The sequence below is a fragment of the Paenibacillus violae genome (genome assembly GCF_032461945.1).
In the GTDB taxonomy this organism is placed as follows: Bacteria; Bacillota; Bacilli; order Paenibacillales; family NBRC-103111; genus Paenibacillus_E; species Paenibacillus_E violae.
Map to the genome: position 1 here is coordinate 1 of NZ_JAWCUD010000002.1, position 14241 is coordinate 14241.

Consider the following 14241-nt stretch of genomic DNA (forward strand, 5'->3'; position numbering starts at 1 on the left):
AGAGATTAAAAACAAGCTCTTTCACGTGTTTATTGAGCCGCTATTCCATAAGTGATGAACATGGTATTGCATTAAAAACGCAAAAAAACAGCCAGCTACGCAAAGTAGGTGGCTGTTCTATGTCTGAAACATTGGTTGCTGCCTACTCATGAGTTGCTTCAGCATTAAGAATGAGTAAAAGTAGTAAAGAGATTAATTGCAGCTAAGATAATTATTTTAAAGAAAAAACTTTACTTTCCCTCTCTCGAAGTTTTTGTATTATCTTTACTTTAATGAAAACAGGGAGCAGATTGCCGCGGCAATCTGCTCCCTGTTTATTCTGCTATATAGTTCCCAGTTGAAATACACCCCTTTTTTATTCCACAATGCTGCCCGTTAGTGCAGCGAAGATGTGCCGTTCGGCATCCCTTTCGATGTTTTAACTATCGTGCCCGTCAATAGCTTTTGTTATCTTTCAAAACTAGTGATTGATTTGAATATTCACCATCAATTTATTTAATCCATCCATTGAGACATATAAGTACGGAACAGTTAAGTTGAAGAAAAAACATTGTATGCTTTCCATAATAGTACAAGATGTGATTCGCATAATGTTTTATAACAGATAATTTTATAATGGTGACGCCATTTTATTGCTTGTTTTTTTATTCCTAACTGTATGAGTAATTTACTATAAAAGGGGCTGGTTGTTTTGCGTAAAAATAAGAACATGCCTCTAATCATTTTATTGTGTATCTCCTTATTAATAGTTCTTATTGTGAACGCTATCCTTAATATAAAAATATACATTGTGTATATCACAGGTCTCGGTCCTTTATTAATTATAGGACTAATAATTTTAACTATTATGATTCTTTACCTCAAAGGTAATAAATAACGAAGATTTTATCTATCCTCCCCGTTAGTTGAGAAATGACACTCTCTCCACTGGCCAATTAATAAATCTCCGACCTGGAGCCGTCGGGAATGAGATCAAATTCTTGTCAAAATCTAGAATGAGATCAAGTTCTTGTCAAAATCAGGAATGGTATCAAGTTCTTGTCATTGGGTTTTGACAAGAACTTGATACCATAAAATAAAAAAGCCGCGATTTACGCGGCAATTAATGAGATAATGTTTTTGTCACCCGACACCACTGCATGTTGTTTAATAAAATCAGGGAACAGCTGCCGCGTGCGGCAAACTGCTCCCCGTTAGTTTTATGTTTGCTGACCTAATCACTGTTACTCCAAGTCAATATTCCTTCATCTTCATCAAATCTATTAATAAAAGCTTTATCAATCGTTTCAATATCAATAATTACATTGAGCCACGCTTCCATTGAGTCATCCAGTTTTTCTCTATCTATTGACAGAAATTTCCCTACTTTGTTAGTTCGAAAAAAATCGTCTAAAAAATTTGCATCTTCTATCGTTAACTTTGTTTTATTTAAGCAAAAATTAGACAGGTCTTTCAAAAGTTGCTTTGTGTCATCATCAAGTATTGTAAGTATTCCTTCTACTGAAGGTTGCAAACAAGAATAGCCGCCGACCTGGTTATAGTAAAAAACTCCAGACTTAGTTTTTATAATAAGTGCAAGCTGTTCCAAACCATATAAACAGACTTTACGATTTTTCTGCATGAGAGTAACCTCGTTTCATATCTTCATCTAGTTACCATTATACTACCATAATTAGCATACACTTTGATGCAAGCCTATCCGTTGTTTTAATGAAAACAGGTAGTAGTTGCGACGGCAATCTACTCCCTGTTTATTGTGCTAACGTTCTTCGTTAGTTCAAAGATCCAAGAAGTGCTTACATTTTATTGAATTTATCAATACTATTAAGAATTGATTTATCTAAGGAAGTAAAATGATTGCCCTCCATTAAAAATTCTTCTTGATCTGGTGCTGCACCGTAAAAGGAATTCTCCAGCCGAAATAACATCGTTAACTTCACCAAAAAAAAATTCAAAGTTTCCCGAATTTCCGTTCTCCATTCTTAACATTGGGGCTAAAACTATATATCCTGCGTCTTGAAATTTTTTTGCATCGATCCAATCATCTATTCCGAAAGCAAATCCTCCTGAACATATACAACAGCTGGGTGTTGCTTGCTATCCCCAGGCACATTAGATAACCAAGCTTTAAGGGTTAAATTTCCTGAATTATATTTAATTTCCGAAACCCCTTTAGGAGGTGGATCATTGGTACATCCTGAGGTGACGGCCCCTTCTTAATAAGTTTTGTCTGGAAATTTGACCTGCTTTTCTCTAAACCATTTAAATTATCATTGTTACCTTTATGTTCTGATGAGCATGAATCTACTTCACTATGCTGCCCGTTAGTTTAACGCTGCCGTGTGAGTCTAATACTTTTTTTCTCAGTCTACATCTTTATTTTCTTAGTCTATAACTTTATTTTCTTAGTCTATAACTTTATTTCTCAGTCTAAAACTTTATTTTCTTTCGACAGCTGACAGGATTCAACTGCTTTCTACAAGCGATAGATTCTATAATTACACTTGGGATGAGTCGAGTCCTACTACTATTATTGGGGTGACTAAATATGACCGACACCGCAACTTGGGGCAGACTACAGAACTTACTAAAAGATGAAGGTTATCTCCATCCAGAAGATGTACGTGTTATTCGAAATGAACAGGATATATCTCCATCATTAAAGACTGCGATCGATGCTGCCGGCATCCATTTGGAAACGGACACTTCTGGCAACCCAATCTTACTTGTACTTGAAGTGGAACAATTAGAGAACAACGTTCGACTCGCTAGAAAACCGTTTTGCAACTCTGTACAACATACAAGCGGGATGCACGTTTTAGTTTTTGGTCCTTCTAAAGGCCGCTGGAAGAAAAGCAACTTAATTGTCACGATTAACACAATAGGCTGCCAGTGGGTTGGTCCTATTTCAAAAACGCCGTATGATCTCATTAAAAAAGCTTTTGATGATTGGCAAAGCATCTCCTCCAATATTACGTTTACTCACGTTGCCCTTACTGCTGCAGCAGCTCAAATCGCTGACATTAAGGTGTACTTCACAAACAACGATGGAACTATTAATAATAAATTTGGCACTGTTGGAGGAACTGTTGCCAGTGGAGGATTTCCTGATTCGAGTGATGAGCGTGGCCTCCTTCGGTTTGATTCCACCGATTTGTGGTCTGATGTTTATCGACCATTGCTAAATCATAACAATCTATATAATGTAGCCCTTCATGAACTCGGTCATGTATTAGGACTTTCTCATTCTAAATCCCAATCATCGATTATGTATCCAACTATAGACACTACAGCTATCGGGATCGACCCCTTTTCAATTGAGTCTCTTCGTATGATGTATGGGTGGAAAAGGCAGCCTCCTTTGACCGATCGCGGTACAAGTGATGCCCCCGCCCTGGTTTCGTATTTCGAAAGCCGCATAGACGGCACTGGTTCGGAGTTCGTAAAAATGGTATGGAAAGGTATTGGAGATGACCACACCATTTACGAATCAGATTTGGTTGGTGGATGGTCTCCGCAGCGTGTTATTCCTGGTATAGGATCTTCACATAGTCCAGCAATCACAGAACATCTACCACTTGGAGATACAGCGAGTATCCCGGTGATGGCCTGGAGAGGAATTGGAAGTGATAATAGCATCTTTTGGTCTGTATTTTGGAATAATCAATGGACACCTCAGACTAGGTACGCTGTTGGAACGAGTACACGCCCTACTCTCGCTTCTGTGAACGGGAAGGTCTATATTGCTTGGAAAGGTTTAGGTACCGACTATCGAATTTTCTGGGCGAAATTAAACGCGTGGACTAATTTTGGTGAACAGCAAGAGATTGGGGGTAGAGGTACAACAGATTCACCTGCCCTTGTTGGAATGGACACAAAACTGTATATGTTCTGGAAGGGTCTCCCCGGTGATTCTCATATTTACTGGGCTATGAATGACTTAAATGGAAGCGGCTTGTGGAGTGAGCAAAAAGCGATCAAGTACTATACTCCCACAACCACTGGAGGTAGAAATGAATTCATAGGTACATCAGGAGGGATATCTGCGGTACGTTATGGAAAAAACATTCTCCTAGCTTGGAAAGGAATCGAAGATGATTTAGCTATTTATGTGTCAATCATGGATACATCATCAAATGAATTCGGTGGACAAATCCAGCTAGAGTTCGGTTTTGGAACCTCTACTTCCCCTTCGATTATAAATTCGCTAATCGCTTGGAGAGGCACTGGTGACGATAACAACATTTGGTGGGCTAGATTACAAAAATAATAAGAAAGATTTCTTTTCGTATAGGCATAAGAAAACTGCTCTTCTGAGATATGTGCGAAAATCCAACAATTTTGTTTTCCCTGTTTTCTTAGTAACGTACATTGCTTTGTCTGCTTTCTTAATTAATGTATCCGTTGTATCCCCTTCTTCAATTGACGCATATCCCATACTTGCCGTAACAATTGTTTCGGCCTTTATATCTTGCTTCCGTCAGCTTGAAGGGATTACCCTAACATAACCGAGAAACCGTCGTTAAACGACTTGTAAGTGCCGTTAACCAGATTCACCGCTGGGTAGACAATGTCTTCCTGAACTGAGACAAGTCTTTAAGATCTTAACTTGTAAGGGTTCATTGTTAACCCTAAGGCTTTTTCCGCTCCCGACTGACCCTTGTAAACTAAGTCCTGACGATGTCATTAAAGGATGGCAGAAATCAATGAAGCGGCATTCTGGTGTGGGTAGAGCTCATCTGCTCATCGATCTTGCCAAGCAACACATGCTTACAATTCCGATAAATGACAAGAATCTGTTCCGATTTCCCCCCACACAAAAAAAATGCGCGCGCCCCCAGCGGCACACGCATCATCGTCGACTACAATCTTCTTGAACTCCTTTGTATAATGCTTCAATAGTTATTAATTCTCCCTCATTAAAAGTTACATATTTGGAACTCTATCCTCTCCCATTATTTCAAAGATAACAGCTTGTTTTCTGAGAAAGGCAGCCGTCGTCACATGGCCGGCTGCCGCGATATTACCTCCCCCCTCTCTCAAATACCATTTAACTCGTCCACCTTCCACTCAAGTTTTCGCATGTATTCAATCATTTCTTGCAGTGTAGAATTTGTAAAAAATCCAGGTACCGCTAGTGCTGCTGTACATAAAAATAGCAAAATTCAGAAACTAGGCGATTCTACTGTTATAACAGCGTTTTCGTGGTTCTCTGGCGGTGTTATGAGGATGTCTTTCGAATTCGAGATAAAACGAAAAACCGCAATTATAAGACTTTTTAGCATGAACGCCATCTCCGTTAGTTTCCAGCGTAATACTAATAGTTCCGACATTTATAGTCACTACTGGAGGCGTGTTAAGTTCCGTAGATGCTCTACCCAGTTATCCTTGAACAATCTGGCAGCCTACTCACCCATCCTGACCATTGTCGTTAATATATGATCCTATTGTTCTACGAGCGGCTTAAACGGCTTAAATAGCGCGTTCAGGAAGCTTATAGGACCGGGAGTATTAGGTAAATCGAACATGGACAGCAGCAAGACAGCCAACAAAATTGCCGCAAAAGCGACTTTATCTTTCACCGGCTTTTGCTTCAACTTGGGCCATTCCAGCAATACGATGCAGAACGAAGCCGAGGCAACAGGAATGAAAACGGACCACTTCATTGTTTTTGGACCTCTTCCTTTGTAAGTCCCCCAGGCCAATTGACTAGTCCCGGTCTGTTAATATGTGCGTCAACCACCGCATTTACCTCGATATGAGCAAACATCTCATCCCATTCTTCCTTTACTTCTTCCCATTGTTTCGGGTATTTTCGATAAAAAACATTGGCGAAATCGAATATGTCCGTTTTGAATCTCTTCTGAACATCCTGCACCGAGGATTCTATCCGGTCTTTTACTTCCTCCTCGAAACGATGGTTTAACTCTTCCAAAATAGCCGGCTCCAGCGGATTCAGCTTTGACCCGTTTTGAACGATATCCCCGCTTGTTTTTACTTTCATTGTCATTTTCCATTTTCCGTTTTTTAATGAGGGGAGAAGTTTCACCTGCGCTTTTACAGGTGTAAGTGAGATCAGTGCGTCGGTATTTTGAAGTTTGAACGTAATCGTATATTTTTCAATTAGATTTTTTATCCACAGAAGTCCGCGGGTTTCTATTTCCGATATTTCACCGATCATCTTACTGTTCTTAAAGATAGCTGTTCCCTTGATGTAGGGGATCGTTTGCGTAGGCTCCTTTGGATCGACTGGAGGTAAAATATAGACAAGCGGAAGCGCTACCGCTTTGGACCTCGACTTTAACATGATGCTAAGCTGCTCGACAGTAACCGCATAGCTTATAGGCATTTTTGCCAGTTCACGAATAACCTCTGACGAACTTCTTTCCAACGGCGGAATCATCCGAAGGGCTTCGGAAGCTTTCCCTTTCGCTACAAATACATAAGCGCGTTCCCTGATTTGCGGTTGTCTCACTAGATAATCGGAATGTTCCTTAAGGCCCGCTTTTGCAAGCGAATCACTGAAAATAATGACTTTACATTGCCCCCAAAATAGCTTTCGCGGGAGAATCTGTTGAAGGTTGGCTAGTGTATTCGCGATATCGATTCCTTTCGCCATGCGTATAGTTGTGCGTCTGCCTCCTCCACCGCTTGTTAATATACCACCGGCTAGATTTTGCGGAATAATAAACTGGATCGTTATTCTAACCTGCTTATCCTCTTCTGAATCGATGGCCATAGCCGTGATAATGGCTAAGTCGTTAAGTTCTGTTCGATCCCAACATCCGGTAATCGGAAGTATAAGGATGAGGAGGAGAAGGCTGTTCATCAGTCGCTTACTCATTTGACAAGCCTCTCCTCTTGCCTTTACGAATGAGGGCAATGCTCAGCAGGAAAAGCGGTATCGCCAGAAACACTAAAAAAAGCTCGAAAGGTGCCACGAGTTTATTATGATTCGCTAATACAGGGAAATTCGGTATGTCCCAGTAACAGAACAAAAAAACTAAGATAGCTAAAGGTAAAACGGTAGGACGATAATCCGACGACTTACACATATGTGCATAGGAGATCACACCGACATAAAAAAAGACTGAAATTTTTACAAAATTGCCCAATACCCACATCGCAAGCAGTACTGACTCTAAATTTTCAAAAAAATCGGCTAGGCTAATATATCGCATTGCGATTAATATGGGGTAAATTTTATTAGGAAGATCAGGACCAAGCAAAAATAAGGTTATCAGGTTGACGTAAGTCATACTGATCACAACCACAATAAGTGAGATGATACTCCATTTCTTTACTTTCTCCACCTGGCTTGCACTAGGCAGAAAATAAGAAATAATAAAAAATTCGGCAAGCCAACCTTGTGGAGTTAATGAACCTTTTAATACAGGAACTGCCCCGTTGCTGAAAATCGGGTATATGTTTTTGATATCCAAATCGGGTGCAAGGAAAGCTAGAAAGAACAAAGGCAAAATAAATAGATACGTGCATATTACGGCGCATCTTGCGATCACTTCCACTCCACCCCTTACGGCAAATGTAGAAAGCAGCAAGATGGTCCCTATAATGATGGCTAATGGTGTGCTAAATAGAAAGTTGCCAGATACAAATTCAGCATATTGCCGCAGAATCATGCCTGTAGAGGACATGAAATAAAGAAAATAGCATAAGCCGATCAGTTTGCCAAGCCAAATACCAACAATTTGTTCGCTATATTGAGAAATCGTCATCTTTGGATAAAGCTTATGAAGCCCAACTGCCAAAAAGATCGAAACCATTCCAGGAATAATGGCGATGAAGCTGGTCATCCACAAATCATTCTTGGCATACTGTGCGGTTATCGTCGGTAAAGCCAGAAAGCCTGTAGCCAGAATAACTGGATGCATGATGAGCGCTATTTGGAAAGGGGAAATTTTTTCTGTCTTTAACATAAATAGCCTCCTCATCTATGGATTGATACTGCCATCATGCTCGGGACCCGGCTTTTGATCACTTGCACTGCGGAACTTGTTATACTCACCTGTAAATTGAGGTCGGCTATCCATTTTCCACCACGGTGCGCGTATTAAAACATCTTTAAGTTCCTTGGAATTGGATGACGAAATGACAGATAAATACGAAGCTCCGAAGGAACGAAGGCTGCTCAAATGAATCAACATGGCTATAAAGCCTAGCATTACACCAAGCAGGCCTAAAGTCCCTGCCAGAAAGATCATTGGAAATCGCAACAGCCGAATGGTAATGCCCAATACATACCTTGGAATAATAAAAGACGCAATACCGGTTACCGCTACGACGATGACCATGGGTGCTGAGACAAGCCCTGCCTGAACCGCGGCTTGACCGATGACAAGAGCACCGACAATGCTGACTGCTGAGCCCACTTGCTTGGGAAGCCGGGTACCTGCCTCACGCAGCGCTTCGAAAGTGACCTCCATGATAAGCGCCTCAACGAATGCTGGGAAAGGAACAGACTCCCTTGAGCTCGACATACTGTAGATCAAATTGCCGGGGATCATCTCCTGATGAAAGGTAAGCACAGCCACATATAAGGATGGAAGAAATAAAGAAATAAAAAAAAATGTATATCGCAGCCAGCGGATTGCCGTCCCGCTCCAAAACCGTTGATAGTAATCCTCCGCGGATTGCAGTAAGGATGGAAACGTTGTAGGTGCAATCAAAGCATTTGGCGTTCCCTCCGTTAAAATCGCAACACGCCCTTCGAGCAAGCCTGCACAGGTAACGTCCGGTCGTTCTGTTGAAAGCAGCTGTGGAAAAGGAGAATACGGATTGTCTTCAATCAATTCCTCGATATACCCGCTCTCCAAGATTCCGTCTATCTGAATGCGAGACAGCCGATTGGTGACTTCCTGAATAAGCGTTTCGTCAGTGAGGCTTTCAATATAGACGATCGCTACCTTTGTCTTGGTGTACTCTCCGATTTTTAGCATTTGAATCTTGAGCAGCGGACTTTTAATGATACGACGGATTTGCGATAAATTCGTTAACAGCGTTTCGGTAAAGCCTTCTCGTGAGCCGCGGATCATGATCTCAGAATTCGGTTCCTCGATACCACGCTGCTCCCATTTATTTAACCCTAGTGAAATTCCGACTGTTTCGTTATGGCAAAGCAAAATTGGAAGCCCGGTCGAAATAGCTTCTATGCACTGCTCGAACGTTTCGACGGAACTGGTCTGGGCTACGAAAATTTTTCTCTCCTTTATCTGCTTTACAGTAACAGTTTCCGTTTCACCGAGCTGCATGAGAGGGGCTATTACCATTTCTTCGATACCGCTTGAATTCGCCAATCCTTCGATGTAGATAAGTGCCATCTTTGAGTCGGCGCTAATGACAAAAGTTCGGAATACAACATCGGCACATTTCGAATAAATCGACTGAAATACTTGCAGGTTGTCGCTCAGATCTGGAAACAACGAGTGCTGCTGAGTCGGGAGAGATTCTCCCAGATGTTCCTCTCCAGCCCTTTTCTGCATGAGTCTCTTGAAATTTCTAATCATGGACTACTTTCCTTCCGAGGAAATCTCTCCCAATGTTGTCTAACCTCTAGGTTTCTTAATTTGATGCGTTTTTATGCAAAAATGAGGCTATCGCTTGAATATTTTTGTGACTTTACGATAACCTCTAAACGTGATCAATTTTTGAAGTAATCGAAATGAAAGACCAAAAAGCACAAGGCAATGGCCATCAAAGATATTACTTGGATGGCTCTTTCATTATTCTTGATCCCAATACGTGATTAATCGGTAGATCATGATTGCGGTTTCCTCACGGCTCAACGTTTTGGACGGGCGGAAAGTACCGTCCTCATAGCCGTCCAGGAAGCCGACGCCGACCTGACGAATCTGCTCGACGTAATCCCGAGCATCGGCGATGTGGGCAACCGCCTTGGGATTGCAAGACGTAAATTTCGGCTGCGGCCAGGTCGCAAAAGCTGACACTGAAATAAATCAAATCTCAAACTCATTTGAGGAAGCTCAATCGTTATTTAGTATGAATTTAACTCGGAACCCAGGTACGATCATCTATTACGATGAAAATTCTAATGAATGAACAAAACAAAAACGGGATTCCGCGAGACAAGCTCCTTCACTATCGTTATCCATCTGCGTAATAGCCAACTACATAACTTTATTGAATCTAACCTCATTAATTTGTTCTTTAGCTTTTGTCGCTGCTGTTATATATCTGAACATGTCAGTTTCTGTTGTTTTTCTCCAATCTTCATTTTGATTCATGTACGAGTAAATAATGCCTCTTGAGGAGGATATAACTGCACCAATACCATTATAATCAAAAAAATACACCTAAATCCTCAGCTTTCTCACCTTGTACCCCAAAGCCAGGAACTAGGAAAATTGAATGTGGTAGTATTTCGTATCTTCCTTGCCTCTTCCGGATAAGTAGCCCCAACAACTGCGCCAATAAATGAATAATTATTAATCCCTACTGTCTTACTCGCCAATTCTTCAATTTGTTCCGCCATTTTGAAGTAAAGCAATTTTCCATTCTCCAATTTTAAATCTTGTATTTCATATGACGAGGGGTTAGCACTAGTGTTCTACCGATCACGCTCTTATCGAGATCATACCAGGAAAACAGCTTCTTCATTTCTTTGATCGATAGTCCTTTTCTCCACGTCGATGAAAGAACAATCTTGGGGCCTGTCCGTTTGATCACTTCGCGTAAACTAGGAACAGCAACCGGGCAAAATTTCTTGAATCATGTGTAATCTACTGCGGACCATGAAATTTCGATGATTCATTACTCCGTCAATATCTAGAAATATTAGCTTCATAGCCTTCTCTCCCTCTAGCGCAATAAAAAAAGCCGCTTAGTTGAGCGACTTCTTGTTATCGATAACAGTTATATTCTTACTCCCGCATTTGGGGCAAAAGGACACTTCGCTTTGTGCAATGTTTTCTATGTAGCCTTCAACATCGCAATCGTGGCATGATACTGAGACTACACTATTTGAATTTTCCATCAACTTTTTTATTCCTCCATTTCTTTCTTAGTTGCATTATCTCACTAATTATTCAAAACCACCATCCACCCGGGCACGAAGGATCATTTCACTTTTTAAAAACAAGTAATAAAAAAGCACCACAGTGGGCGCATGATGTTTTAAACTTAAATGTATGCACTTATCTTTTATCTTAGGCTTATACAGCAGCTATATTCCGACACTTAGGAAATGAGCTACAACCATAAAATTCGCATTTTGCACTTTTCCGTAAAACCATCTTTCTTCCGCACCTAGAACAAATCTTTTCTGAAATTGGAATGGCTTGTTTTACTTCATTTTACTGAAGGTGCTGCACCCGGATTGAGCTTAAGAATCATCTCAATCAACTGATCACGATTAATCAGACGAATGCGATTTGATTTATCCAGTGCATATGCTCACCTGTATATTAGGAGAGTCTGGAGATCTTAGAGGCTACGCTCACGGGAATGCTTTACTCCGCCATGCTGGTCTTAAGCAAGCTTTGGTAAATGGAAAGGGCAATTCACGCTTAGTAAACTCTATCATGAAGTTATGTGGGAAGCTAGCTAGACTGTTAGTCGGAGTCGTTCGTAGTACCGAAGCCTACAACCCGATTAAAATCTTTGAACTAGTAGCCTAAAAATCAAACCTCACGCAAGTTGGCGTATTCGCAGGAGAACAAAGAAAGCGCAGAGTATCGGGATACGTTAAACAAAAGGGCTCAGACCCATTCCGTTAGAAAGACCGACCTCCACCCCTTGGATAGATATGACGAAGGAATGAAAGGGCTATTGACCTGTCGAGACATGGGAGTGAAAATCGCTAAGGGTACTGTGGAGAATACGTGCAGCATTTGGAATGTATTGGATGAATAAACCTCACCTCTGTTCCCGCATGCCTTTTTAACGAAACATTCTTATGTATCTCGGTTATCTTTCATTCACCGCCGATATCTAATCCATGAAATCCTGCGAATAGACGAGCTTGCGTGAGGAATTTAAATCATACCGAGGGAGTTTAATCAGTACGGCCAGATTACGAAGTTTTCGTTCATACACCAATCCGATTCAAGCCGTCTGTCGGGAATGGGATAAAGTTCTTGTCATTTGGTTTTGACAAGAACTTTGTCCATAAAACAAAAAAGCCGCGATTTACGCGACCTTAATGAGATAATGTTCTTGTCACCCGACATCTTGTCGGTTGACAAACTTCCAGGCTCGACATCTATGATTTCACCTGTATTTGTAATATAGCTCGGTGCTGAGAATTAATATACGGAATATTGGCACATGGGGGCCATGACTACCCGATTTTTCAATTGTAAACCACCTTAATTAATTTCATAAGGAGAAAATACAAAATAAGTGATTGGTCAAGTCAGAACCTCCATTTATTGATTGTTTACATAGGTCATATCATCAACTCTTCGCCTATCGGATATTCCCATAGTCCCAGTTTTCCCTTCACGGGAATATAGGGCTTCAGCAGACGGAAACCCGCTATTTCCCACGCAAAATAACCTGTACTGTAATCGCCTAACAGGAAGTCGTCCCCCGTCACGACCTTCCCGCAATCCAGAATGGCTGACGTATGATTAGCGTCGATGACTTGATAACAATTCGTAAGCTCGCAAGTTGCAAGGATAACCCCCGTAGGGAGGTTTTGTTCCTTATAGCCATTCTTGGCGAGTAAAGAACGAATGGGTTCATATTTGCAGGCCTGCTTATCGACTTTCTGGCTTGCATGAATGGCCAACGGTCCGCGATACCGGGTCTTCCAGGATCTTGTTTCATAGAGAGTCTCGCCTTGGACAAGCAGAGTCGCCCACGGTTGAATCATGGATAATACTTTCATTCCTATACGCTCCATTACTGTTCATAATGAAGTACTATTCCCCAAACATTCTCTAGACTTTCCAAATACGTTGCAAAACCGCACACCGTCCATGAAATTAACGTTTGCTCACTCGGGAATGTGTATGGGAATTGTTGATCAACGGAAGGCCCCACCGATGAAATAAGGCTCGCAATCCTTCATCCAGCGCTTCACCCCCGACAATAACAAAAGCAAAGCACATTAATTCTAATAGGCGTTCTTTGCCCTTCCAAATAATCAGGATCGTTGTTAACCCAATCAAAGGGAAGAATACATAATACGAACCTAAGAGCGCAAAACAATTCATCCAAGCACTCCAATTGGGATCGAACATTTCGTGAATGATAAAGTTAACGATCTCATCAAATAGAGTAAACTCATTTTCTAAAAATTCTTGAATCATACCAATCACGAGAGATAGACACACGGCAAAGACGGTAAAAGCACCTAGAACGACAAACTTTACTTTCCCCATGGAATGATAATGAAATATTACCTTCTGGAGATTTTTTGTGAGCAGATTAGTGAATTTAACCTTATTCTTCCGAAACCAATAAACCATCATTATTACGAAAGCAACGATTACCCCAATGTAAATCAAATTCCGGTTAATCGTATGATGATATTGCTCCCATTTTGGGCCTAAGACCTTACCAAGAGAGATAAAAACAACTACCCAAATGAACGCGCCGAAATAGGAGTATCCAGCATAAATCCGAAAGGGAAGACGAGTTACTCCAGCGAAGTACCCTATTTATATAGCAAAAATGGAATCAATCTTCCCCGTTCGTCAAAGCAGCAGTCACAAACAGGAACATACGTTGCTAGAAATCAGCTTCAACCGGGTGATCTTGTCTTTTTCTACTCAACAATTCATCATGTTGGTATCTACATGGGGAATGAAAAGGTTTTGCACACCTATGGCACCCCTGGTGTTACGATTTCAGATATGAACTCTGGCTGGTGGAGTAAGAATTACAAAACAGCCCGTCGTGTAATCCACATGGTCTGACTCGCTTAGTTAACTATACTGCTAAGTTCAGAAGACCTCTTTCAGTTCTCCAACTGAAGGAGGTCTTCTTCCTATGGCAGAACATCCCATGTTCTTGGTACATAAGATAGCTTCTACCTAATCCTCTATCAGCCTCTAATTGAAGTTGCATGGTTTTAGGTCCCATATATTCTTGTGCAACCCCAAGAAATGTTTTGTCGTTACCCAGTGATTCCAATACTGTAACTGAAAAAACGTTAATTAAGTGATTATCTTTACAACTAGATACTTCTTCGAAATAATCAAAAATACTCTCTAACAGTTTGATGTTTCTATTCTCGCTTAATACCATTAAAACTGC

At 41.0% G+C, this 14241-nt stretch carries 12 protein-coding genes and 4 pseudogenes; 4 read left to right on the forward strand and 12 right to left on the reverse strand.

All coding sequences use genetic code 11. The features are described from left to right. Positions 1-1213: 1213 nt before the first annotated feature. The gene (locus tag RQP52_RS06975; RefSeq protein ID WP_315950425.1) at positions 1214-1621 is read right to left on the reverse strand and encodes a DUF6210 family protein; all 408 of its coding nucleotides are present in this window, start codon (positions 1619-1621) and stop codon (positions 1214-1216) included. A 927-nt stretch (positions 1622-2548) separates the two neighbouring features. Here RQP52_RS06975 and RQP52_RS06980 point away from each other — a divergent pair. Beyond that, complete coding sequence (locus RQP52_RS06980) at positions 2549-4270, forward strand: matrixin family metalloprotease (protein ID WP_315950427.1); 1722 nt, start codon at positions 2549-2551, stop codon at positions 4268-4270. Here the strand turns inward: RQP52_RS06980 and RQP52_RS36425 are convergent. Next, on the reverse strand, positions 4259-4468 hold the full coding sequence (locus RQP52_RS36425) for a diguanylate cyclase domain-containing protein (RefSeq protein WP_379174883.1): 210 nt from the start codon (positions 4466-4468) through the stop codon (positions 4259-4261). The genes RQP52_RS06980 and RQP52_RS36425 overlap by 12 nt on opposite strands. Positions 4469-4506: 38 nt before the next feature. On the opposite strand from RQP52_RS36425, the pseudogene RQP52_RS36620 reads away from it, so the two are divergent. Next, positions 4507-4763, forward strand: a pseudogene (locus RQP52_RS36620) (IS110 family transposase); the annotation flags it as partial. Positions 4764-5444: 681 nt separating this feature from the next. Here the strand turns inward: RQP52_RS36620 and RQP52_RS06985 are convergent. The 7 genes and pseudogenes from RQP52_RS06985 to RQP52_RS36435 all read right to left on the reverse strand — a co-directional run bounded on the left by RQP52_RS06985 (position 5445) and on the right by RQP52_RS36435 (position 11270). Continuing rightward, on the reverse strand, positions 5445-5666 hold the full coding sequence (locus RQP52_RS06985; protein ID WP_315950429.1) for a hypothetical protein: 222 nt from the start codon (positions 5664-5666) through the stop codon (positions 5445-5447). Beyond that, positions 5663-6844: a Ger(x)C family spore germination protein gene (locus RQP52_RS06990; RefSeq protein WP_315950431.1), complete on the reverse strand. Its 1182-nt coding sequence runs from the start codon at positions 6842-6844 to the stop codon at positions 5663-5665. The genes RQP52_RS06985 and RQP52_RS06990 overlap by 4 nt, the downstream gene beginning before the upstream one ends. Continuing rightward, on the reverse strand, positions 6837-7937 hold the full coding sequence (locus tag RQP52_RS06995) for a GerAB/ArcD/ProY family transporter (protein WP_315950433.1): 1101 nt from the start codon (positions 7935-7937) through the stop codon (positions 6837-6839). Before RQP52_RS06995 ends, RQP52_RS06990 begins: the two co-directional genes overlap by 8 nt. A gap of 15 nt (positions 7938-7952) precedes the next feature. Further along, positions 7953-9500: a spore germination protein gene (locus RQP52_RS07000; protein WP_315950435.1), complete on the reverse strand. Its 1548-nt coding sequence runs from the start codon at positions 9498-9500 to the stop codon at positions 7953-7955. 240 nt (positions 9501-9740) lie between these two features. Continuing rightward, positions 9741-9965 carry an S-layer homology domain-containing protein gene (locus RQP52_RS07005; RefSeq protein ID WP_315950436.1) on the reverse strand — a complete coding sequence of 75 codons (225 nt, stop codon included), beginning with the start codon at positions 9963-9965 and terminating at the stop codon, positions 9741-9743. Positions 9966-10542: 577 nt separating this feature from the next. Beyond that, a pseudogene (locus RQP52_RS36430) lies at positions 10543-10728 on the reverse strand (HAD domain-containing protein); the annotation flags it as partial. A gap of 461 nt (positions 10729-11189) precedes the next feature. Further along, positions 11190-11270, reverse strand: a complete 81-nt coding sequence (locus RQP52_RS36435) for a topoisomerase DNA-binding C4 zinc finger domain-containing protein (protein WP_379174885.1) — start codon at positions 11268-11270, stop codon at positions 11190-11192. 159 nt (positions 11271-11429) lie between these two features. Here RQP52_RS36435 and RQP52_RS36625 point away from each other — a divergent pair. Next, positions 11430-11654: pseudogene (locus tag RQP52_RS36625) on the forward strand (IS110 family transposase); the annotation flags it as partial. Positions 11655-12424: 770 nt separating this feature from the next. On the opposite strand, the gene RQP52_RS07010 reads toward RQP52_RS36625, so the two are convergent. Both RQP52_RS07010 and RQP52_RS07015 read right to left on the reverse strand, forming a co-directional pair. Further along, a complete protein-coding gene (locus RQP52_RS07010) occupies positions 12425-12868 on the reverse strand; it encodes an ASCH domain-containing protein (RefSeq protein WP_315950437.1) in 444 nt (147 codons plus the stop codon). Between the two features lie 97 nt (positions 12869-12965). Further along, positions 12966-13364 (reverse strand): phosphatase PAP2 family protein, encoded by a 399-nt coding sequence (locus tag RQP52_RS07015; protein WP_315950438.1) that lies wholly within the window; start codon positions 13362-13364, stop codon positions 12966-12968. A gap of 261 nt (positions 13365-13625) precedes the next feature. On the opposite strand from RQP52_RS07015, the pseudogene RQP52_RS07020 reads away from it, so the two are divergent. Beyond that, positions 13626-13901, forward strand: a pseudogene (locus RQP52_RS07020) (C40 family peptidase); the annotation flags it as partial. A gap of 13 nt (positions 13902-13914) precedes the next feature. Here RQP52_RS07020 and RQP52_RS07025 read toward each other — a convergent pair. Continuing rightward, positions 13915-14232 carry a DUF7674 family protein gene (locus tag RQP52_RS07025; RefSeq protein ID WP_315950439.1) on the reverse strand — a complete coding sequence of 106 codons (318 nt, stop codon included), beginning with the start codon at positions 14230-14232 and terminating at the stop codon, positions 13915-13917. Between the last annotated feature and the right edge of the window lie 9 nt (positions 14233-14241).